Source organism: Alphaproteobacteria bacterium (genome assembly GCA_030740435.1).
Taxonomy (GTDB): domain Bacteria; phylum Pseudomonadota; class Alphaproteobacteria; order UBA2966; family UBA2966.
The window spans coordinates 1-21351 of the sequence record JASLXG010000136.1 but is presented as its reverse complement, the minus strand read 5'-3'; the positions used below and the strand labels follow the sequence as shown (position 1 = coordinate 21351).

The following is a 21351-nucleotide window of genomic DNA, read 5'->3' as shown; positions in this document are numbered from 1 at the left end:
TTTCATATTGCTTGACAAACCACAAATCATTTCCGAAATTACCAATTGAGCGTTACGAAATTTGGAAAAATCGCCCGAACGAGAGCCCAGCCATGACCGTTGCCAGCATCCACGCCGATGCTATCCCCGACCCGAGGTTGACCGAGATCGATGCCGCGACCCTGGAATGTTGGCTGATGGAGGGTGCTGCCGTGGTGGTCGACGTGCGCGAGGCCGGTGAATTTGCTCTTGAGCACATCGAGGGCTCGGCGCTCTTTCCGCTGTCGGGCTACGACCTCAGCGAATTTCCCGCCAACTGGGGCCTGCCGGTGGTGCTGATCTGCGCCATCGGCGTGCGCTCGGCCAAGGTGGGCAACGCGCTGCTGCGCCATGGTCACAAACAGGCCATCCACCTCAAGGGCGGCCTCGAGGCTTGGAAGCAGGCCGGGTTCGAAACCGCCCGAGCAGCCTAAACGACCCCTCCCGAGGCCACTTAGATGGCAGCGCCGTCTTGGTTTGACCTTTGTGAAATAGGTCCCTGTCCCCGAAACTCCTGAGAACGAGGAGTTTCGGGGACAGGGACCTATTTCAGGGGCGGCCTCAAGGGCCGCTTGCCTCTTCTGCCGGGCGCGGCCCGGGGGGCTGGGGGCGCAATGGGCGGCCAAATTGCCGCTCCAAGGCGGCGACGGCGGATTCCGAACCCAACGGCCGACCGGTGCGCGTATGTAGGCGCAGGGCTTCAGTTTGGCCGGGCTCCGCCGGCCCCGTCAGGTAGGCCTGCCAGTCCTCGACAAGATCGTCCAGCGGCCCGGCCGCCAGCAAGCCCTCTCGCCTGACACCAAGGTGGTGGCGAGCACTGCTCCAGGGCCAGGCCGCGGGCTCCGCGACTAGGCCGGCACGCACCGGATTGAGCTCGACATAACGCACAGCAGTCAGCAAGTAGCCCTGGTCCATCACAGTGGATTTGAAGCGATCCTGCCACAGATGCCCGCACCAGCCGAGGCGGTGGTTGATGCGCCGGGTATAACGGTGGTGGGTGATGCCGACGCTTCGGCCCAGGGCCGCTTGGCTTTCCGGCACCAGCACCAGATGGACGTGGTTGGGCATCAAGCAATAGGCCCAAACAGCGACGCCGAAGCGTTGGCAGGCCTCACCCAAGTGCCAACGGTAGGCCTGATAGTCGCGGTCCTCGAAAAACACCTGCTGGCGCCGGTTGCCACGCTGAATGACGTGGTGCGGCCAGCCCGCTGCGACGATGCGTGCCTGTCTCGCCATGACAGTCTCCCCTGTTCGAAATGAACTTCCACACTTTCAACAGGTCCTATGAAAGGTTTAGAGCGATTTTCCGCCCCCACAATCGTCGCGAGTTAGGTCCCTGTCCCCGAAACCCGGCGTCCCCGGGAGATTCGGGGACAGGGACCAATTTCACAGGCGTGGCTGAATCCTGGACCGCGCCTTCTTGGTTTGACCTTTCCGCGGCCCCGGTCAAGGATGCCGGGCGCCAACCAGAGGTCCCCGCCGCGCCATGCGAAAAGCCATCAGAATCGGTGTCGACATCGGCGGCACCTTCACCGACGTGGCCCTGGAAGACGGTCGGCAATGCGTCACCGCCAAGGTGCTGACCACGCCCGAGGCAGCCGAGAACGGGGTCCTGGCGGCGCTCGACGAAGCCACCCGCCGGGCCGGCGTGGAACCCCCGGAAGTCGGCCTCATCATTCACGGCACGACGCTGGCCACCAATGCCCTGATCGAGCGTTCCGGCGCGCGCACCGCGCTGCTCACCACCGAAGGCTTCCGTGACGTCCTGGAGATGGGCACGGAAAGCCGCTTCGAGCAATACGACCTGGGCATGCAAAAGCCGCCGCCGCTGATCCCCAGGCGCCACCGCTTCGTGGTGCGCGAACGCGTCGGCGCCGACGGCCGGGTGCTGCGGCCGCTCGAGGCGGCCGATCTCGAAGCCCTGGTGCCCCGGATCGAGGCCGCCGGCAGCGAAAGCCTGGCCATCGCCTTTTTGCACAGCTTCGCCCATCCCGACCACGAAGAGCTGGCGGCCGAGGTGCTGAGCCGAGCGCTGCCTGGGCTCTGGCTCAGCCTGTCATCGCAAGTATCGCCGGAAATCCGTGAATACGAGCGCTTCTCCACCACCGCCGCCAACGCCTACGTGCAGCCGCTGGTGGCGGGATATCTCGAGCGCCTGCGGCACGGCCTCGACGCCGCCGGGTTCGCGGCACCGCTCTTTCTCATGCTTTCCTCGGGCGGGGTGTGCGAACTCGAAACGGCGCGGCGCTTCCCCGTGCGGCTGGTCGAATCCGGTCCCGCCGGCGGCGCCATCCTGGCCGCCGACGTGGCCCGCCAATGCGGCTTCCACGAGGTCGTCTCCTTCGACATGGGCGGCACCACGGCCAAGATCTGCCTGGTCGACGAGGCCCGGCCGCAGATGTCGCGCGACATGGAGGTGGCGCGTGAGTACCGCTTCAAGGCGGGCAGCGGCCTGCCCTTGCGCATTCCCGTCATCGAGATGGTCGAGATCGGCGCCGGCGGCGGCTCCATTGCACGGCTCGATGCCCTGCAACGCATCCAGGTGGGGCCCCAGAGCGCCGGTGCCGAGCCCGGCCCGGCAAGCTACGGCCGCGGCGGCAGCCAGCCCACGGTGACCGACGCCAACGTCGAGCTTGGCCGCATCGATCCCATGCACTTTGCCGGCGGCACCATGGTACTCGACGCCGAAGCCGCCAGCGCCGCCCTGAAAAGCGGCCTGGCCAGCCTTGGGGACTCCCTGTCCGCGGCCTTCGGCATCGCCGAGATCGTCGACGAGAACATGGCCAACGCGGCCCGCGAGCACGCCGTGGAGCGCGGCAAGAGCCTGGCCGGCCGCACCCTCATCGCCTTCGGCGGCTCGGCCCCCATCCACGCCGCCCGCCTGGCCGAAAAGCTCGGCATCGCCCGCATCGTGGTGCCGCTGGCCGCCGGCGTCGGCTCGGCCATCGGATTTTTGCGCGCGCCTGTGGCCTTTCAGGTGGCGCGCACCAACTACCAGCGCCTGGGCAGCCTGGACGCGGCGGCGTTGAACGCCATGTTCGCCGCCATGAGCAGCGAATCCCGGGCCGTGGTGGCGCGCGGCGCCCCGGGGGCGAGGCCTGCGGAGGCCCGCTTCGGCTACATGCGCTATGTCGGCCAGGGCCACGAGATCGCCGTCGAAGTGCCGGCCGGCGAGCTTGGCGACGGGGCAGGCGAGCTCTTGCGCCAGGCTTACGACCGGGCCTATCTGGTGCGCTACGGCCGCCTCATGGAGGGCGTCGACGTCGAAGTCATGAGCTGGGGCCTGGAGCTCGTGGCCGCCGGCAGCGCCAGCCCCCCGGCCCAGCCGGTGGCCCCCCTGGCACCACCCGATGCCGACCACAAGCGCCAGCTTTTCGCTGGCGCCGCCGGCGCGTTTTCCGCCGTGCCCGTCTATCTGCGCCACCAGCTCGCCCCCGGCATGGAGCTTTCGGGCCCGGCGGTGATCGTCGAGGATCAGACCACCACGGTGGTCACGGCCGCTTTCACCGCCGGCCTCAACAGTGCCGGCCACATAGTGCTGGAAAGACGGAGCCCGGCATGACGGAAGCACTCGACGACATCCGCCGCCAGGTCATGTGGACGCGGCTCCTGGCCCTGGTCGAGGAGCAGGCCCGCACCCTGATGGCCACCGCCTTCAGCCCGGTGGTGCGCGAAGCCGGCGACCTTTCGGCCGGCATCTTCGACACCCGGGGCCGCATGATGGCCCAGGCCGTCACCGGCACGCCCGGGCACGTCAATTCCATGGCCGAGGCGGTGATCCACTTCCTGGCCAAGCACCCGCCGGGCACCATGAAGCCGGGCGATCATTTCATCTCGAACGACCCCTGGCAGGGATCGGGCCACCTGCACGACATCACCGTGGTCTCGCCGGCCTTCCTCGAGGGCCGCATCGTGGCGCTCTTCGCCTGCACCTGCCACCAGGTCGACATCGGCGGCCTGGGCCAGGTGCCGGACGGCCATTCGGTCTACGAGGAAGGGCTCTATATCCCCATCCTGCACCTGGCCCGCGGCGGCATCATCAACCAGGATCTGATGGAGCTGATCCGCTGGAACGTGCGCACGCCGGACGAAGTCGAGGGCGATATTCTGTCCTACGTCACCAGTACCGAAACGGCCGCCGCCCAGTTGGTCCTGATGATGCGCGAGTTCGGCCTTGCCGACCTCGATGCCCTGGCCGACACCATCATCGAGCGCTCGCGGGCCGCCACCGAGGCCGCCATCGCGGCACTGCCCAACGGCACCTTTCGCAACCGGCTGCGCCTCGACGGTTTCGGCCAGGCCATCGAGCTGGTGTGCAGCCTGACCATCGAGGATCGCCACGTGCTGATCGACTACACCGGCTCCAGCCCGGCCAGCGCCAACGGCATCAACGTGGTGCTCAACTACTGCAAGGCCTATTCGGCCTTCGGCGTGCGCTGCGTGGTGGCGCCCGAGGTGCCCAACAACGCCGGCTCGCTGGCCCCCATCGTCATCACCGCGCCCGAGGACTGCATCGTCAACGCCACCCGGCCCAAGCCCGTTTCGGCGCGCCACATCATCGGCCAGTTCCTGCCCGACGTGGTCATGGGCTGCCTGGCCCAGGCGCTGCCCGGTCAAGTCCCGGCCGAGGGCGCGGCTTGCCTCTGGGGGGTTCAGTTGCGCGGCGGCCCCGAGGTCTCGGCGGTGGTGGGGCACGCTGGCGGCGAGACGCCTGAACGCTACGAGATCTTGTTTTTCAATAGCGGCGGCTCGGGCGGCCGGCCGGCGCTCGACGGCATGAACGCCACCGCCTTTCCCTCAGGCGTGCGCGCCATGTCCAGCGAGATCGTCGAGACCCGGGCGCCCGTGGTGGTCTGGAAAAAGGAACTCAGGCCCGATTCGGCGGGCCCCGGCGAACACCGCGGCGGCCTGGGCCAGAGCATCGAGATCGGCAGCAGCGGCGCCCCCTTCGCCATCTCGGCCATGTTCGACCGGGTCGACAACCCGGCCCGCGGCCGTGACGGCGGCGGCGACGGGGCGGCCGGCGCCGTCGGCCTGGCCTCGGGAAAGCCTTTGGCGGCCAAGGGTATCCAATACATCGCCGGCGACGACCGGGTGCGACTCGAGCTGCCGGGTGGCGGCGGCTTCGGTGACGCCCTGGCGCGCGACCCGGGGCGACTGGCGGATGACGTGGCGGATCAGCTAATCTCGCCGGCAGCGGCAGGGCGCGACTACGGGAAACCAAAGCCATGAAATTCGGCGTCGGCCAGCCGGTCACCCGGCTCGAGGATCCACGGCTTCTGCGCGGCGAGGGCTGCTTCCTCGACGACATCGCGCTGGCCCATCAGGCCTACGGCTGGGTCGTGCGCTCGCCCCACGCCCACGCCCGCATCGGCGCCATCGAACACGCCGAGGCGCTGGCCCAGCCCGGCGTACTGGCGGTTCTGACGGGCGCCCAGGCGGCGGCCGACGGGCTCGGCGGCATCGTCTCGATCACGCCCCAGGTCAACCGCGACGGCAGCCCCGCCCACATCACCGAACGGCCGGTGCTGGTGGCCGAAGTGGCGCGCTGCGTCGGCGATCCGGTGGCCCTGGTGGTGGCCGAGAGCCTGGCCGGCGCGCGCGACGCGGCCGAGCTGATGGCCATCGACTACCAGCCCCTGCCCGCCTGCTCGGATGCCGAGGCGGCGCTCGAGCCCGGGGCACCTCAGGTCTGGTCCGAAGTTGCCGGCAACCTCGGCCTCGATTACGAGGACGGCGACCGAGCCGCCGTCGATGCCGCGCTGGCCGCCGCCCACAAGGTGGTTCGGGTCAGGCTGGAGAACCAGCGCATCACAGGCTGCCCGCTGGAGCCGCGCGGCGCCATCGGCGATTACGACGCCGCCAGCGGCCGCTATACGCTGCACCTCTCGGGCCAGGACGTGATGGGCATACGCGCCTGTCTGGCCGAGCAGGTGCTGCGCATCGAGCCCGACCGGCTCAGGGTGATTACCCCCGACGTCGGCGGCGGCTTCGGCACCAAGGGCTACCTTTATCCCGAATACGGGCTGGTCTGCTGGGCCGCCAAGCGGCTGGGCCGGCCCGTCAAGTGGGTGTCCGGGCGCGACGAAGCCTTTCTTTCCGATGCCCACGCCCGGGCCCAGGTCAGCCACGTCACCCTGGCGCTCGATGCCGAGGGCCATTTCCTGGCCCTCCGCCTGGAGACGGTGGCCGATTTGGGTGCCTATGTTTCGGCCTTCGCGCTGCACGTGGCATCGGGCGGCTCGGCCCGCACCATGACCGGGCCCTACCATGTGCCGGCGATGCATGTGCGGGTGCGCGGCGTCTTCACCCACACCTCGTGGGTCGATGCCTTCCGCGGTGCCGGGCAGCCCGAGGGCGCCTACCTGATGAACCGCACCATCGACGTGGCAGCCCGCCAGATGGGCCTGGGGCGCGAGAAAATCCGGCGGCGCAACCTGGTGCCGGCCAGCGCCATGCCGTATGTCAATCCGCTGGGCCACCATTACGACAGCGGCGATTTTCCCGCGGTCCTCGAGCGGGCGCTGGAGCTCGGCGACTGGACCGGCTTCGAGACACGACGGCGACACTCCGAGAGCCGCGGCCTGCTGCGCGGCATCGGTCTTTCGGCCTACGTCGAGGTGACCTCGAACGGGCCGCCGGAATGGGCCGGCATCGAATTCCTGCCGGGGCGCCGGGTGCGCCTGAAACTGGGCAGCCAGGATCAGGGTCAGGGTCACAAGACGACCATGCTGCAGCTGCTTTCCGAGCGTCTCGGCCTGGCGCCCGACGACGTCGACTTCGTCCAGGGCGACAGCGACGAACTCGAGGCCGGCAGCGGCTCGTGGGGCTCCAAGACCGCGATGCTGGCGGGCACGGCCATCGCCGAGGCCAGCCATCGCGTCATCACCCGGGCCCGGCCGCTGGCCGCCGACCAGCTCGAGGTGGCCGAGGCCGACCTGGTGTTCGAGGAAGGCCGCTTTCGCGTCCAGGGCACGGATCTTGAGCTCGGTATTCTCGATCTCGCCAGCCGCATCGACGACCCGGGCACCCTCGACGACGCCGCGACGTCGACCTCCGCCGTCGCCACCTACCCCAACGGCGCCCACGTCTGCGAGGTCGAGATCGACCGCGAAACCGGCTTCGTGGCCATCGTCGGCTATCATGTGGTCGGCGACTTCGGTACCGTGCTCAATCCCAGGCTGGTGGCCGGCCAGGTCCACGGCGGCGTCGGCCAGGGCATCGGCCAGGCGCTGCTGGAAGACTTGCGCTACGACGCCGAGGGCCAGGTGCTGACCGCAAGCTTCATCGACTACGCCCTGCCCCGCGCCGACGACGTGCCGAGCTATACGCTCGACTTCGCGCCGACGCCGTGTGCCACCAATTCGCTGGCCGTCAAGGGCGTCGGCGAAGCCGGCACCATCGGCGCCCTGGCCGCCGTCATCAACGCCGTCGACGATGCCCTGGCGCCTTTGGGCGTCAAGGACCTGCAGATGCCGGCGACGCCCCAGCGCATCTGGCAGGCGATACGGTGGGCGGGCGCCGGAGAGGCCTAAAAACTTTTATTTTTCAGTAAGATACTGGTTCCTGTCCCCAGTATTTGCCCCCAGTATTAGCCCTGGCGCTCGAGCTTGGCCTTGACCTCCGCCAGCTTGCGCTCTTCCCAGTCATGGCCCAGCAGGCGGTCGACGGGGTTGAAGACCCTAAGCGCCTGGAAGGCCAGCGGAATGCCGAGACCGAGCGCCGGCCAGTACCACCACCAGGAAAAGGGCGAGGTCAGCATGTTGATGACGAAAAGGAATCCGATCAAAGAGCCGTACCAGGTCAGCGTGCGGTAAAAGCGGCGCAGGCGCAGCACTTCACGCTGGGCCCGGTCCTCGACGCTTGGGCCCCGGCCCCGGGGCGCAGCGCTGCCCGGCAGCTCGGCCTCGATGTCGACCTCGGCGCCGGTCTGCAAGCGATAGACCGGCACTTCCTCGGCGATGTTCTTGACCGCGCGCGGGCCGAGGAATTCGAAGCCTAAGCTGAGCTTGTTGCGCACCTGGTCGTAGACCGAACCGGAGACGCAGATGCCGCCGGGCTGAGCGATCTCCTGCAGCCGCGCAGCCACGTTGATGCCCTCGCCGAAGAGATCGCCGCCACGGACCATGACGTCGCCGAGGTTGACGCCGATGCGGAAATCCAGGCGCCGGCCCTGGGGCAGGTCGGCGTTGCGCCCGCCCAGTTCCTGCTGCACCTCGACGGCGCACTGCACGGCCTCGACGACGCTGGGGAAGTCGGCCAGCAGGGAATCGCCGGCACTGTTGATGATGGCGCCGCGATGGCGCTCGATCAGGCCCGCGAAAGCCTCGCGGTAGTCCGAAAGCGTGGCCAGCGTGGCTTCCTCGTCGCCGTCCATCAAACGGCTATAGCCGGCGACGTCGGCCACCAACACCGTCGTCAGCTTGCGTTCCACGTTGTCTGCGGCCAAGGACAAGCCCTCTCTTCCGTTCATTGCTATCTAGGTTCGGCAGCCGCCGTTTTGAAGCGATTTAGCGGTCCCTCTCGCATAAAGCGGGAAAGTGCATTGTTTCGATCGAAAAATTTCATCTAAACCCTTATTGATGATCACCTTTTCACGTTCTATGTGGGTCACAGTGAGGTATGAGGGTTTGGGAGTGAGTTCGTGATCCAGGTCGTGCCGGCCGTCGCCGCCCTGCTGATTGGTTTTGCCGCCGTGGCCGCCGGCAATGGGCTGTTGCATTCCCTGCTGGGTTTGCGGCTGGGCCTTGCCGGTCTAACGCCGTTGGCCATCGGCGCCGTGCTGTCGTGCTATTTCTTCGGTTTCATCCTGGCCACCATCAGCGGCCACCGGGTGGTCGAGCGGGCCGGACACATCCGCTCGTTCGCCGCTTTCGCGGCGCTCTGTTCGGTCTCGGCGCTGCTGCACGCGGTGAGCGACGAGGTGCTGGTCTGGGCCCTGCTGCGAGCCCTCACCGGCTATAGCGCGGCGGGCATGTTCATGGTCACAGAAAGCTGGCTCAACGCCCGCGCCGGCAACGAAACACGGGGCCGCGTGCTGTCACTTTACATGGTCACCGTATATGCCGCGGTGGGGGGCGGCCAGTTCTTCCTCAAGCTTGCCGACCCGGCCGGTTTCGAGCTTTTCGTGCTGGTTTCGGTGTTGCTGACGCTGTCGCTGGTGCCGATCGTGCTGACGCGCACGGCGGCGCCGGCCATCGAGGGACCCACCCGGGTTGGCTTTCGCCGACTGCTCGAGCTTTCGCCGCTGGGCCTGGCGCTGTGTTTCGGAGCCGGGCTGGTGAACAGCGCCTTTTACAGCCTGGCCCCGGTCTACGTCCTGGGCATCGGCCTGGCGCCCGAGCGCATTGCCGACTTCGTGGCCCTGGCGGTGCTCAGCGGCCTCGCCCTGCAGTGGCCCATCGGCTGGCTTTCCGACCGCATCGAACGCCGCCTGGTAGTGCTCGGCACCTGTCTGGTCATGGGCCTCTCGGGCAGCGCGCTGTGGCTGGTGGGAGTCAACCCGGAGGCCGCCCTGGGACTGATCGTGCTCTACGGCAGCTGCGCCTTCACGGTCTACGGCCAGGGCTTGTCGCAGGCCAACGACCACGCCGAGGCCAGCGAACTGGTGGCGGTCTCGTCGGGGCTCTTGCTGTTCTACGGCATCGGCGCGGTGATCGGGCCGCTGGCCGCCTCGGGCGTCATGGCGGCGATGGGACCGGGCGGCCTGTTCGCCTACATCGCCGCCGTCACGGCGGCGCTGGCGCTGCTCACGCTCTACCGCCGTAGCGCCCGGGCGGCACTGCCGCTGGCCGACCAGGCGCCCTACGTTGCGACCTTGAGCACCACGCCGCTGGTCGGCGAGTTGGACCCCCGCGGCGAAGACTACCAGATCGAGTTCGCCTTCGAGGAGCAGCTGGCGGCCAACGACCTGCGCCCGACCCCGGCCCAAATTGGCTCTTAAGAAAACCCCTCTTCTATGACAGACTGTTGCCGAGATTGGTTGAGGGGGCCGAAAGCAAAGGCATGGCGGAGTCACACAGCGCGGTAGAGGAAGCGGCTGCCGAGGGCGAGGCGGTCGACGGCAAAGCCGTCTATCTCGAGTCGCTGCAGCTGATCGAGCGCCTGCACCGGCAATTCCTCGACCTCGTCAAGGTCGAGCTCGACCATCTCGGGCGCAATGACGTGAGCAACGTCCAGAGCCTCATCCTCTATAACATCGGCGACGCCGAGATGACCGTCGGCGAGCTCACCTCACGGGGCTACTACCTGGGCTCCAACGTCACCTACAACCTCAAGAAGCTGGTCGAGAACGGCTTTCTCGAGCAGGAACGTTCGACCTACGACCGGCGTTCGGTGCGCATTCACCTCTCGGCCAAGGGGCTCGAGTTGCGCGACGAGATCGACGTGCTTTACCAGCGCCACGTGGCCGCCCTGGCCGAGGGCGTGATAGCGCTCGGCGACCTCGAGGAAATCAATCAGTCGCTGCGCACCCTGGAGCGCTTCTGGAGCGACGAAATCAACCACGGTCGGCGTTAACCCGAGCAAACAGCTCCTTGAGATCGGGCAGCGGCAGCACCGTCGTCAGCGCCGCGAACAGTAGCCCCAGGGCGGTGAGTTCGACCCAGGTTACCGGCTCGCCCAGAACCAGCGCCGCCGAGGCCACGCCGACCCCAGGCACCGCCAGCGACGACAGCGCCGCCACCCCGGCCGGCACCATCTCGACGATACGGAACCAGATCCAGTAGCCGACGGCGATGCCGCCCAGCGCCGAATACAAGAGCGCCCCCATGGCGACCGGCGGTAAGGGTTCCAGGCTGTCGATCTCCAGCAGCATCCCCAGCGTCAACGGCACCGCTGCCGCCACCAACTGCCAGCCTGTCACCACCAGCATCGGCACCGGCCAATTGACGTACTTGACGACCACCGTGCCGGCCCCCCACATGACGGCTCCGACCGCCATCGCCGCAACGCCCCAAATCGAGGCATCGGACCCGTTTATGCCGCGCCAGGCCAGCAGCCCGATCGCCCCCATGCCGAGAAGCAAACCCAGACAGCGTAGCGCCGTCGGCCGTTCGCCGAGTAGCGGGATACCCACCAGGAAGGCCCACAGCGGCATGGTGTAGGCGATGATGGCGGTCTGCCCGGTGGGGCTGACGGTCAGCGCCAGGGCCGAAAAGAACATCCAGCCGAAGAGGTTGAGCAGCCCCGCCAGCACCACCCAGCCGCGATAGCCCCGCGGCATGGCCAGCCGGTGGCCGGCCGCCCGAGCCATGGCAAAGATGGCCACGGCAGCGATGACGGCACAGAACGAACGGAAGCTGAAAACCGGGATGTAGCCCACCGCCACCTTCATGGTGGGCCAGCTCAGGCCCCACGCCAGCATCAGCGTCAGCAACAACAACAGGCCCTTGAGCGGCAGCCGGGTGGGCAAATCGGGGGGCGCCTCGGGCTTCAAGTCGGATAGATGGGAAATTTTCGACAAAGATCCGTCACCACTTCTCTTGCCGCCGCCTCGGCGACCTGGTTGTCGTCGGGATTGGCAGCCAAAGCGGAAAGCACGTCGGCGATGAGGTTTCCCACGGCTGCGAACTCCGCCGTGGAAAAGCCCCGCGTCGTACCCACGGCCGAGGAAAAGCGCAATCCCGAAGTCACCCGCGGCGGCTGGGGATCGAAGGGCACGGCGTTCTTGTTGCAGGTGAGACCGGCGTTTTCCAGGCTCTCGGAGGCCACGTCGCCGGTCAGCCCGAGCAACTGAAGGTCGAGCAGCAAGAGCGAGGTGTCGGTGCCACCGGCCACCAGGCCCAGACCGCGGGCCGTCAGCGTGGCGGCCAGAACCCGGGCATTGTCCAGCGAACGTCGGGCATAGTCGCCAAATTCGGGCCTCAGCGCCTCGCCCAGGCAGACCGCCTTGGCCGCCACCGTGGGCAGCAGCACGCTGCCCTGCAAGCCTGGAAAGACCGCCTGATCGAAGCGTTTGGCGAGATCGGCGTCGTTGCACAGAATCATGCCGCCCCGCGGGCCCCGAAGACTCTTGTAGGTCGTGGTAGTGACGACATCGGCGTGGGGCAGCGGGCTGGGATGAACGCCACCGGCCACCAGGCCGGCGAAATGCGCCATGTCGACCAGCAGCCAGGCACCGACGGCGTCGGCGATCCGGCGCAGGCGTTCGAAATCGATCTGGCGGGGATAGGCCGAGCCGCCGGCAATGAGCAGCCTCGGCTGGGATTCAGCCGCCAAATCGGCGACCTCGTCGTAGTCGATCAGGCCGTCCTGGCGGCGCACGCCATAGGGCACCACGTCGAACCATTTGCCCGTCAGGTTGACCGGGGCACCGTGGCTGAGATGGTCGCCGGCCGGCAGCGCCATGCTGAGGATGCGCTGGCCGGGCTCCAAGAGCGCCAGATAGACGGCCTGGTTGGCCTGGCTGCCGGAATGGGGCTGCACATTGGCGAAGCGGCAGCCGAAGAGCCGCGTCGCGCGTTCGATGGCCAGGCGCTCGACGGCATCGGCCGGCGCCGCGCCGCCGTAGTAGCGCCGGCCGGGATAGCCCTCGACGGTCTTGTTGGTGAAGACCGAGCCCTGAACCTCGAGAACCGCCCGGCTGACCAGGTTCTCCGAGGCGATGAGCTCGATGCCGTCGCGTTGGCGGCCCAGCTCGTCGGCCAGCGCCGCCGCCACTTCCGCGTCGGCGGCTTCGAGTCCGTCGGTGAAATAGCCGGGGTGGGGCTCGAGCCCGGCCCGATGACGTTCGGCGCACATAACTCCTTCTCTACCTCCGGCCGGCTTTCGTCACAAGTTGGAGTTGTCGACGATACCGCCGCTTGGCCCACCCCACGGAGTTTGTGTAGGATCGCGCCGACACCCGGACGAGGTGCGCGAGGGATGAACGAACGTGAGGTGCAAAGGCGCTTGTCGGCGGTCCTGGCTGCCGACGTGGTGGGCTACACGAGCCTCATGGAAGCGGACACCGACGCCACCGTCGCCGCCTGGCAGACGGCCCAGGCCGAAATCGTCGATCCCGCCATCGCCGGGCATTCCGGACGCATCGTCAAGCACACGGGCGACGGCTTCCTGGCCGAGTTCCCTAGCATCCAGGACGCCGTCCGCTGCGCCCTCGCCCTGCAGCAGCAATTGGCCGGGAGCCCGCTCGATTTCCGCATGGGCGTCAACTTCGGCGACATCGTCGACGACGGCGAGGACATTCACGGCGAGGGCGTCAACATCGCCGCCCGCATCGAAGGCCTGGCCGAGCCCGGCGGCATCTGCATCTCGGGCGGCGTCTACGAGCAGATCAGGAACCAGATCGCCGCCTCCTACCAGGACATCGGCGAGCAGCAGGTCAAGCACGTCTCGGCACCGGTGCGGGTCTATCGCCTGGCGCCGGCCGGCCAGACGGCAAAGCCCCCGCCCAAAACCCAGCCGGTTACAAGCGAGGCCGACGGCAAGAACCTGGACCGTGATCTCAGGCTCGGTGGGGTGATAACGCTTTTCGTTGCACCTGGTCTAATCGTGCTGGGATGGTTTGCCGACGCACTGAAACCGATGCTGGGGGTTGCGGCGCTTGTCGCGTTCGTCGCTATCGGTCTTTTGCTGGCGGCAAGAATGATTGAACGCCGGTAACGGAGGGAAATGCGGCTCAGTCCTTCGGCACCACGGCTGCGCTTTCGATCTCGACCAGGGCGTCGTCGTGCAACAGCCGCGACACCTCGACCACGGTCATGGCCGGGAAGTGTTTGCCGATGGTGGCCTTGTAGGCCTCGCCGATCTCCCGCCCGGCAGCCGAATAGGCCTCGCGATCGGTGATGAACCAGGTCATGCGCACCAAATGCTCGGGTCTGGCTCCGGCTGCCGCCAGAACGTCGACGGTGTTCTGGAAGGCCTGCCTGACCTGGGCCCCGAAGCCCTCCCGCACCTGGTGGTCGGGCGTCCAGCCGATCTGCCCGGCGATGAAAATCTGGCGGCCCTCGGCGGCGACGCCGTTGGAATAGCCGCGGGGCCTTTCCCAACCCTCGGGATTGATGAATTCCATGACGATCTCCAATTCTGTCAGCTCGGCCAGGGCGCTGACGACGACTTTAGCCCGCTTTCCCCGAATGTGAAATGGCGCCGCCGCAGCCTTTTCCCCTTGACAAAAATCAAGGCCAAAGGTCGGGAGATTTGCACAATTGGCGGCGCGCGCGCCCTATATTAGACTCTGTGGGCGTGTGCTTGCCCCTGACGGGCCGGGAGGGCCCTCGTGATGGACTACGTCAAACATTTCGCCGAGCGCATCGATGAGCTCAAGTCGGAGGGCCGCTATCGGGTGTTCGCCGAGCTCTCGCGCCACGCCGGCGACTTCCCCGTTGCCACCCGCTACAGCGCCGGCGACGGCAGCGAGGAGCTCACCGAGGAAGTAACTGTCTGGTGCTCGAACGACTATCTCTGCATGGGCCAGCACCCGGTGATCCTGGACGCCATGCGCGCCGCCATCGACGAGTGCGGCGCCGGCGCCGGGGGTACACGCAACATCTCGGGCACCAACCACTATCACGCGCTGCTGGAGCGCGAGTTGGCGGCGCTTCACGAACAAGAGGCCGGGCTCATCTTCACCTCGGGCTACAACGCCAACGAGGCTTCGCTGAGCACCATCGCACGCTTGCTGCCGGACTGCGTCATCCTCTCGGACGAGCTCAATCACGCCTCGATGATCGAGGGCATCCGCAATTCGCGGGTGGAAAAGAAGATCTTCCGCCACAACGACGCCGCCCATCTGGAGGAGCTGATCAGCGGGCTGGCACCCGAGCGGCCCAAGCTGGTGACCTTCGAATCGGTCTATTCCATGGACGGCGACATCGCCCCCATCGGCGAATTCTGCGACATCGCCGATCGTTACGGCGCCATGACCTACCTCGACGAAGTGCATGCCGTCGGGCTCTACGGCCAGCGCGGCGGCGGCGTCGCCCAGCGCGAGGGCATCATGCACCGGCCGACGGTGATCAACGGGACGCTCGGCAAGGCCTTCGGGGTCGGCGGCGGCTACGTTGCCGGGCCGGCCGCCATCCTCGATGCCATCCGCAGCTTCGCCTCGGCTTTCATCTTCTCGACGGCGCTGTCGCCGGTGGTGGCGGCCGGAGCGCTGGCCAGCGTGCGCTACGTCAAGGCCCACGACGAGCTCAGGCAGAAGCACCAGGAACGGGCCGCCCGGCTCAAGCGCCTGTTCGCCGAGGCCGGCCTGCCGGCCATGGCTTCGGTAAGCCACATCGTGCCCGTGATGGTGGCTGACGCGGTGCTCTGCAAGCAGGTTTCCGACATCCTGCTCGACAATTACGGCATCTACGTCCAACCCATCAACTACCCCACCGTGCCGCGCGGCACGGAACGGCTGCGCTTCACGCCAACGCCCCACCACACGGACGAGATGATGGCTCGCCTGGTGGCCGCCATGAACGAGATCTGGGGCAAGCTGGGTCTCAAGCGGGCGGCCTGAGGGGCCGTTCGGAATCGGCGGGGCATGGCGCGCGAGCCCTATCTGATCGAGTTCGTGCGCGTGGGCAAGACCGTCAAGGTCTCGGCCATCGACCCGGTAACCATGATCGAGGTCTCGATGGTGGGACCGGCCAACGCCGGGCCGGAGACCCCCAAGCGCAACGCCGTGCGCAAGCTGGAATACGTCATCGAGAAGAAACGCCGCGAGGCCGAAGCCCGGGAGCGCGGCCTGAAGGCATAGGGCGCCGCTCCCCTACATGTTCCGGCGGTACTGGCCGCCGACCTCGAAGAGCGCGTTGGTGATCTGGCCCAGCGAGCAGACGCGCACCGCCTGCATCAGCACCTCGAAGACGTTGTCACCCGCCGCAGCAGCCGCCTTGAGGCGTTCCAGCATGGCCGGGGCCGCTTTGGCGTGGCGCTTGTGGAAAGCCTTGAGGCGCTTCAGTTGTGACTTCTTTTCCTTTTCCGTCGAACGCGCCAGTTCCAGCTTGGTGGCGCCGCCCACCTCCGTGGCGTCCGGATTGACAAAAGTATTGACGCCGACGATGGGATAGCTGCCGTCGTGCTTGGCTGTCTCGTAATAGAGCGATTCATCTTGGATCTTGCCGCGCTGGTAGCCCGTCTCCATGGCACCGAGCACGCCGCCGCGGTCGCTGATGCGGTCGAATTCCGCTAGCACCGCGGCCTCCACCAGGTCGGTCAATTCCTCCATCACGAACGAGCCCTGGTTGGGGTTCTCGTTCTTGCCCAAGCCCCATTCGTTGCCGATGATCATCTGGATGGCCACGGCGCGGCGCACCGATTCCTCGGTCGGCGTGGTGATGGCCTCGTCGTAGGCGTTGGTGTGCAGGCTGTTGGTGTTGTCGTAGGTGGCGACCAGGGCCTGCAGCGTGGTGCGGATGTCGTTGAAGGCGTACTCCTGGGCATGCAGCGAGCGGCCCGAGGTCTGGGTGTGGTACTTGAGCTTCTGGCTGCGCTCGCCGGCACCGTATTTGTCGCGCATGGCCACCGCCCAGATGCGCCGGGCCACGCGCCCCAGCACGGAATATTCCGGGTCCATGCCGGTGGAAAAGAAGAACGAGAGGTTGGGCGCGAAGTCGTCGATCTTCATGCCCCGGGCCAGGTAGCTTTCGACATAGGTAAAGCCATTGGCCAGGGTGAAGGCGAGCTGGCTGATGGGATTGGCCCCGGCTTCGGCGATGTGGTAGCCCGAGATCGACACCGAATAGAAGTTGTTGACGCTATTGGCGACGAAATATTCCTGGATGTCGCCCATCACCTTGAGGCTGAACTCGGTGGAAAAGAGGCAGGTGTTCTGGCCCTGGTCCTCTTTGAGGATGTCGGCCTGGACGGTGCCGCGGACGTTTTCGTGCACCCATTTGCGCAAGCGCTTTTCCTCGCGCCGGTCGGGCGCCCGGCCCTCGGTGGCCTGGAACTCGGCCAGGCGCTGGTCCATGGCGGTGTTGAGGAACATGGCCAGGATGGCCGGCGCCGGGCCGTTGATGGTCATCGAGACCGAGGTCAGGGGGTGACAGAGATCGAAGCCGGAATAGAGCACCTTCATGTCGTCCAGCGTGGCGATGGAGACGCCCGAGTTGCCCACCTTGCCGTAAACGTCGGGGCGGGGATCGGGGTCGTGGCCATAAAGCGTTACCGAATCGAAGGCGGTCGAGAGCCGCTTGGCCGGCTGGTCGTGCGACAACAACTTGAAACGACGGTTGGTGCGGAAGGGATCGCCCTCGCCGGCGAACATGCGCGTCGGGTCCTCGCCCTCACGCTTGAAGGGGAAGACGCCGGCGGTGAAGGGGAAGTGCCCGGGCAGGTTCTCATCCAGCAGGAAGCGCAGGATCTCGCCCTCGTCGGTGAACTTGGGCAGCGCCACCTTGGGGATCTCGCTGCCGCAGATGGTGGTGCTGTTGAGGCGCGTGCGAATCTCGCGCCGCCGCACCCGGGTGACCAACTCGTCGCCGCCATAGGCCTCGCGCAACTTCGGCCAGGCGGCCAGCAGCGCCAGGGCCTGGGTACCGATCCGGGCCTCGCGCTCCTTGGCCAGGGCGCTGATACGCTCGAGTTCGGGCTTGCCGGCCCGGCCCTTGAGCATGCCCCGGCTGGCCAGCAGTTGCTGGCGTTCGCGCGCCGCAATGGCCTTTTGCCGCGCTTCGGCGCGGTAATCGCGAACCGTCTCCGCCACCTCGCCCAGGTAGCGCGTGCGCTCGCTGGGCGCGATCGGGCGGCGGCGCGACGAAACCCCATCGCCACACGGCAGCGCCGAGGGCCAGTCGGCCAGGCCGCGCGCCCTGAGCTCGTCGAGAACGGCTTGATAAAGCACCGTCACGCCTTCGTCGTTGAACTTGGCGGCGATGGTGCCGAAGACCGGCATCTCCTCGGGTGCCGCGGCAAAACGTTCGTGGTTGCGCTGAACCTGCTTGCGCACGTCCCTGAGAGCATCGTCAGCGCCCTTGCGGTCGAACTTGTTGATCGCCACCAGGTCGGCGAAATCCAGCATGTCGATCTTCTCGAGCTGGCTGGCGGCGCCGTATTCCGGCGTCATGGCGTAAATCGCCAGATCGACGTGGGGCACGATACCGGCATCGCCCTGGCCTATCCCCGAAGTCTCGACCAGCACCAAACCATAACCCGCGGCCTGGCAACACATGATGGCGGCGGGCAGGCAGCGCGCCAGTTCGTGGCCTGAGCCACGCGTCGCCAGCGAGCGCATATAGACCTGGCCGGCGGCGCCGGATCCTTGCGGCCCAATGGCATTCATGCGGATACGATCGCCGAGAAGCGCGCCGCCCGACTTGCGCTTGGAAGGATCGACGGCGATCACGGCGATCTCGAGGTCGGGTTGCTCGGCGCGGAAGCGGCGGATCAACTCGTCGGTGAGCGACGACTTGCCGGCCCCGCCGGTGCCGGTGATGCCGACCACCGGTGCCGGCCCCCGGCTCTTGGCCAGGGCGGCAATCTCGCGGCCCAGCTTTTTCGTGGCTTTGCCCGCCTCGAAGGCAGTGATGAAGCGCGCCAGCGCACCACGGTCGCCCTTTTTCAGGCCGGCCAGCGATTTCGGCAGCTTGCGCGAGAGATCGAAATCGGCCCGCCCCACGAGATCGTCAATCATGCCCTTGAGGCCTAGTTTCTGGCCGTCCTCGGGCGAATAGATGCGCGAAACCCCGTAGGCCTCGAGCTCGGCCGCCTCCTCGGGGATGATGACGCCGCCGCCGCCGGCAAAGATCTTGATGTGCCGGGCCCGGCGCTCCTTCAAGAGATCGACCATGTACTTGAAGAACTCCATATGGCCGCCCTGGTAGGAGCTTACAGCGATACCGTGTACGTCCTCGTCGATGGCCGCCGTGACGATCTCGTCGACCGACCGGTTGTGGCCCAGATGCACGACCTCGGCTCCGGCCGCCTGGATCATGCGCCGCATGACGTTGATCGAGGCGTCGTGGCCATCAAACAGGCTGGTCGCCGTGACGAAGCGCACGGCGTTCCCGAGGGGGCGCCCGGCACCCCTTTTGCCGGACCGCCGGCGGCCCTTGGTGGCCAAGCTCTTGCCCAAGGTCGTGTCGTCCACCCGGGATACCTCCAAATTCCTTGGCTTCTTCGCTGGCGCTTTCCTTAGCATGACGCCGGCTGCTTTTGCACAGTATTTGCCCTACAATCTCCGGCTCTCGGCATAGCCACGGATGGGCACCATGAAGCACCATATCAAGATCCGCGGCGAGGGCTTCCCCCGCACCCGCCTGCGCCGCAACCGCCGCCACCCCTGGTCGCGCCGTCTGGTGGCCGAAAACCGGCTCAGCGTCGATGACTTGATTTGGCCGGTCTTCGTGGTCGAGGGCCAAGACGTGGTCGAACCGGTGGCCTCGATGCCCGGCGTCGAGCGGCTCTCGATCGACCGCCTGATCGGGGCGGCCGGCGAGGCCCGGGCCGTGGGCATTCCCGTGATGGCGCTATTCCCCTTCACCGACGCCAAACTGAAATCGTCCGAGGGCGAGGAATCCTACAATCCCGACAATCTGGTCTGCCGCGCCGTGCGGGCATTGAAGGACGCCGAGCCCGAGATGGGCATCATGTGCGACGTGGCGCTGGACCCCTACACCAGCCACGGCCACGACGGCCTGTTGCGCGATGGCTACATCGTCAACGACGAAACCCTCGACGTGCTCTGCCGCCAGGCCCTGGTGCAGGCCCAGGCGGGCTGCGACGTCATCGCGCCCAGCGACATGATGGACGGCCGCGTGCGGGCCATCCGCGACGCCCTCGACGGCGAGGGCCTGGAGCGGGTGCAGATCATGGCCTATGCCGCCAAGTACGCCTCGGCCTTCTACGGCCCCTTCCGCGATGCCGTGGGCTCGGCCCCCAGCCTGGCCGGCGGCGACAAGAAGACCTACCAGATGGACCCGGCCAACTCCGACGAGGCCTTGCGCGAGGTGGCGCTCGACATCGCCGAGGGCGCCGACATGGTGATGGTCAAGCCGGGTATGCCGTACCTGGACGTGCTGCGCCGCGTGAAGGACGAATTCGCCATGCCCACCTACGCCTACCAGGTCAGTGGCGAGTACGCCATGCTGACGGCCGCCGCCCAGAACGGCTGGCTCGAGGGCGAACGCGTGATGATGGAAAGCCTGCTGGCCTTCAAGCGCGCCGGCGGCGACGGGATTTTGAGTTATTTCGCCATGGCCGCGGCCAAGAAGCTGGCCCAGGAGTAAGGGGCGCGATTGGCGGCGCCCCTCAATCGTTGTCCGGATCCAGCAACACCATCAGGCTCGAGGTGTCCCAGCGGTTGCCGCCCAGGTTCTGGACCTGGGCGTAGAACTGGTCGACCAGGGCCGCCACGGGCAGGCGGGCACCGTTCTGGCGCGCTTCCTCGAGGCAAATGCCCAAGTCCTTGCGCATCCAATCAACGGCGAAACCGTGTTCGTAGTGGCCGGCCAGCATGGTCTCGAAGCGGTTCTCCATCTGCCACGATTGGGCCGCGCCCTTGGAGATGACGTCCACCACCTGGGCCACGTCGAGGCCGGCCCGCTTGCCGAAGCTGAAGGCCTCGCCCAGGCCCTGAACCACGCCGGCGATGCAGATCTGGTTGACCATCTTGGTCAACTGGCCGGCGCCCGAGGGGCCCATCAGGCCGACCGATTTGGCGTAACATTCGATCAGCGGCCGGGCGCGTTCGAAGGTCGCGGCCTGGCCGCCCACCATCACCGTCAGGGCGCCGTTTTCAGCCCCGGCCTGGCCGCCCGAGACGGGGGCATCGAGAAAGCCCACGCCCTTCTCGGCGGCCGCCGCCTCGAGTTCGCGGGCAACGGTGGCCGAGGCCGTGGTGTTGTCGATGAAGACGCTACCCTGGGCCAGGCCGGCAAAGGCGCCGTCGGGGCCCGTGGTGACGCTGCGCAGATCGTGGTCGTTGCCGACGCAACAGAAGACGAAGCCTGCGCCTGCGACCACCTGGGCCGGGGTGGCGGCGCTGCTGCCGCCGTGTTCGGCCACCCAGGCTTCGGCCTTGGCGGCCGTGCGGTTGTAGACCGTAACCTGGTGGCCCGCCGCGGCCAAATGCCCGGCCATGGGATAGCCCATGACGCCCAGCCCGATAAAGGCGACCTTTTCGCTCATCTCGTCATTCCCCTTGCCTGATTGCTTCACCTTGGCCCCTGGTCTAACGAAAAATTGGGGCAGAGTCGATTTTTCGAACTTATTTTTACAAACCCATCAATACACCACCCCTGGCCGAGCCCAAATACCGAATATGGTTCCGAGTTGTGACCCGTTCCGCTACCATTGTGGCCGATTTCGTGAGCCATCCGGGGCATGCCGGACTAGATAGGTGGGGGGAGGCAAATTCCCAACATGAACCAAGCGGAGACCCATTTCCTTTCGGGCGAGGCG

General features: G+C 67.0%; 17 protein-coding genes. 10 read left to right on the top strand and 7 right to left on the bottom strand.

The features are described 5' to 3' along the window. Nucleotides 1-92 precede the first annotated feature (92 nt). A complete protein-coding gene (locus QGG75_14200; GenBank protein MDP6068385.1) occupies nucleotides 93-452 on the top strand; it encodes a rhodanese-like domain-containing protein in 360 nt (119 codons plus the stop codon). A 127-nt stretch (nucleotides 453-579) separates the two neighbouring features. Here QGG75_14200 and QGG75_14195 read toward each other — a convergent pair whose 3' ends face one another. Beyond that, nucleotides 580-1254, bottom strand: coding sequence for a transposase (locus QGG75_14195; protein MDP6068384.1), 675 nt, complete (start codon nucleotides 1252-1254; stop codon nucleotides 580-582). A 250-nt stretch (nucleotides 1255-1504) separates the two neighbouring features. Between QGG75_14195 and QGG75_14190 the strand changes: the two genes are divergently transcribed. The 3 genes from QGG75_14190 to QGG75_14180 are packed head-to-tail and all read left to right on the top strand — an operon-like array spanning nucleotide 1505 to nucleotide 7553. Beyond that, nucleotides 1505-3580 carry a hydantoinase/oxoprolinase family protein gene (locus QGG75_14190; protein MDP6068383.1) on the top strand — a complete coding sequence of 692 codons (2076 nt, stop codon included), beginning with the start codon at nucleotides 1505-1507 and terminating at the stop codon, nucleotides 3578-3580. Further along, nucleotides 3577-5250 carry a hydantoinase B/oxoprolinase family protein gene (locus QGG75_14185; protein MDP6068382.1) on the top strand — a complete coding sequence of 558 codons (1674 nt, stop codon included), beginning with the start codon at nucleotides 3577-3579 and terminating at the stop codon, nucleotides 5248-5250. The genes QGG75_14190 and QGG75_14185 overlap by 4 nt, the downstream gene beginning before the upstream one ends. Beyond that, nucleotides 5247-7553 carry a xanthine dehydrogenase family protein molybdopterin-binding subunit gene (locus tag QGG75_14180; GenBank protein ID MDP6068381.1) on the top strand — a complete coding sequence of 769 codons (2307 nt, stop codon included), beginning with the start codon at nucleotides 5247-5249 and terminating at the stop codon, nucleotides 7551-7553. Before QGG75_14185 ends, QGG75_14180 begins: the two co-directional genes overlap by 4 nt. Before the next feature lie 56 nt (nucleotides 7554-7609). Here QGG75_14180 and QGG75_14175 read toward each other — a convergent pair whose 3' ends face one another. Continuing rightward, nucleotides 7610-8473 (bottom strand): adenylate/guanylate cyclase domain-containing protein, encoded by an 864-nt coding sequence (locus QGG75_14175; protein ID MDP6068380.1) that lies wholly within the window; start codon nucleotides 8471-8473, stop codon nucleotides 7610-7612. Nucleotides 8474-8662: 189 nt separating this feature from the next. On the opposite strand from QGG75_14175, the gene QGG75_14170 reads away from it, so the two are divergent. Both QGG75_14170 and QGG75_14165 read left to right on the top strand, forming a co-directional pair. Further along, nucleotides 8663-9961: an MFS transporter gene (locus tag QGG75_14170; GenBank protein MDP6068379.1), complete on the top strand. Its 1299-nt coding sequence runs from the start codon at nucleotides 8663-8665 to the stop codon at nucleotides 9959-9961. A gap of 62 nt (nucleotides 9962-10023) precedes the next feature. Continuing rightward, complete coding sequence (locus QGG75_14165; GenBank protein ID MDP6068378.1) at nucleotides 10024-10536, top strand: MarR family transcriptional regulator; 513 nt, start codon at nucleotides 10024-10026, stop codon at nucleotides 10534-10536. On the opposite strand, the gene QGG75_14160 is transcribed toward QGG75_14165, so the two are convergent. Together QGG75_14160 and glyA are read right to left on the bottom strand one after the other, a co-directional pair. Continuing rightward, entirely contained in the window at nucleotides 10517-11482 is a 966-nt protein-coding gene (locus QGG75_14160; GenBank protein ID MDP6068377.1) for a DMT family transporter, read from the bottom strand. The genes QGG75_14165 and QGG75_14160 overlap by 20 nt on opposite strands. Then, on the bottom strand, nucleotides 11452-12759 hold the full coding sequence (glyA, locus tag QGG75_14155) for a serine hydroxymethyltransferase (protein ID MDP6068376.1): 1308 nt from the start codon (nucleotides 12757-12759) through the stop codon (nucleotides 11452-11454). Before glyA ends, QGG75_14160 begins: the two co-directional genes overlap by 31 nt. A gap of 123 nt (nucleotides 12760-12882) precedes the next feature. Here glyA and QGG75_14150 point away from each other — a divergent pair, with 123 nt between their 5' ends. Continuing rightward, nucleotides 12883-13620, top strand: coding sequence for an adenylate/guanylate cyclase domain-containing protein (locus tag QGG75_14150; protein MDP6068375.1), 738 nt, complete (start codon nucleotides 12883-12885; stop codon nucleotides 13618-13620). Between the two features lie 16 nt (nucleotides 13621-13636). On the opposite strand, the gene QGG75_14145 is transcribed toward QGG75_14150, so the two are convergent. Further along, a complete protein-coding gene (locus tag QGG75_14145; protein ID MDP6068374.1) occupies nucleotides 13637-14029 on the bottom strand; it encodes a RidA family protein in 393 nt (130 codons plus the stop codon). 210 nt (nucleotides 14030-14239) lie between these two features. Between QGG75_14145 and hemA the strand changes: the two genes are divergently transcribed. Beyond that, a complete protein-coding gene (gene hemA, locus QGG75_14140; GenBank protein ID MDP6068373.1) occupies nucleotides 14240-15466 on the top strand; it encodes a 5-aminolevulinate synthase in 1227 nt (408 codons plus the stop codon). Between the two features lie 24 nt (nucleotides 15467-15490). After that, a complete protein-coding gene (locus QGG75_14135; protein ID MDP6068372.1) occupies nucleotides 15491-15706 on the top strand; it encodes a hypothetical protein in 216 nt (71 codons plus the stop codon). A gap of 12 nt (nucleotides 15707-15718) precedes the next feature. Here the strand turns inward: QGG75_14135 and QGG75_14130 are convergent, their stop codons facing one another. Next, entirely contained in the window at nucleotides 15719-18949 is a 3231-nt protein-coding gene (locus QGG75_14130) for a methylmalonyl-CoA mutase family protein (protein MDP6068371.1), read from the bottom strand. A 211-nt stretch (nucleotides 18950-19160) separates the two neighbouring features. Between QGG75_14130 and hemB the strand changes: the two genes are divergently transcribed. After that, nucleotides 19161-20177, top strand: a complete 1017-nt coding sequence (gene hemB, locus QGG75_14125; protein ID MDP6068370.1) for a porphobilinogen synthase — start codon at nucleotides 19161-19163, stop codon at nucleotides 20175-20177. A 22-nt stretch (nucleotides 20178-20199) separates the two neighbouring features. On the opposite strand, the gene QGG75_14120 is transcribed toward hemB, so the two are convergent. After that, the gene (locus QGG75_14120) at nucleotides 20200-21078 is read right to left on the bottom strand and encodes an NAD(P)-dependent oxidoreductase (protein MDP6068369.1); all 879 of its coding nucleotides are present in this window, start codon (nucleotides 21076-21078) and stop codon (nucleotides 20200-20202) included. Nucleotides 21079-21351: the final 273 nt, after the last annotated feature.

What these genes read in the sequence shown, in the direction of transcription:
- QGG75_14180 (MDP6068381.1), top strand. Translation starts at nt 5,247, where the DNA reads ATGAAATTCGGCGTCGGCCAGCCGGTCACCCGGCTCGAGGATCCACGG.
- QGG75_14145 (MDP6068374.1), bottom strand. Translation starts at nt 14,029, where the DNA reads ATGGAATTCATCAATCCCGAGGGTTGGGAAAGGCCCCGCGGCTATTCC.
- QGG75_14135 (MDP6068372.1), top strand. Translation starts at nt 15,491, where the DNA reads ATGGCGCGCGAGCCCTATCTGATCGAGTTCGTGCGCGTGGGCAAGACC.
- QGG75_14195 (MDP6068384.1), bottom strand. Translation starts at nt 1,254, where the DNA reads ATGGCGAGACAGGCACGCATCGTCGCAGCGGGCTGGCCGCACCACGTC.
- QGG75_14165 (MDP6068378.1), top strand. Translation starts at nt 10,024, where the DNA reads ATGGCGGAGTCACACAGCGCGGTAGAGGAAGCGGCTGCCGAGGGCGAG.
- hemA (MDP6068373.1), top strand. Translation starts at nt 14,240, where the DNA reads ATGGACTACGTCAAACATTTCGCCGAGCGCATCGATGAGCTCAAGTCG.
- QGG75_14200 (MDP6068385.1), top strand. Translation starts at nt 93, where the DNA reads ATGACCGTTGCCAGCATCCACGCCGATGCTATCCCCGACCCGAGGTTG.
- QGG75_14190 (MDP6068383.1), top strand. Translation starts at nt 1,505, where the DNA reads ATGCGAAAAGCCATCAGAATCGGTGTCGACATCGGCGGCACCTTCACC.
- glyA (MDP6068376.1), bottom strand. Translation starts at nt 12,759, where the DNA reads ATGTGCGCCGAACGTCATCGGGCCGGGCTCGAGCCCCACCCCGGCTAT.
- QGG75_14150 (MDP6068375.1), top strand. Translation starts at nt 12,883, where the DNA reads ATGAACGAACGTGAGGTGCAAAGGCGCTTGTCGGCGGTCCTGGCTGCC.
- hemB (MDP6068370.1), top strand. Translation starts at nt 19,161, where the DNA reads ATGAAGCACCATATCAAGATCCGCGGCGAGGGCTTCCCCCGCACCCGC.
- QGG75_14120 (MDP6068369.1), bottom strand. Translation starts at nt 21,078, where the DNA reads ATGAGCGAAAAGGTCGCCTTTATCGGGCTGGGCGTCATGGGCTATCCC.
- QGG75_14185 (MDP6068382.1), top strand. Translation starts at nt 3,577, where the DNA reads ATGACGGAAGCACTCGACGACATCCGCCGCCAGGTCATGTGGACGCGG.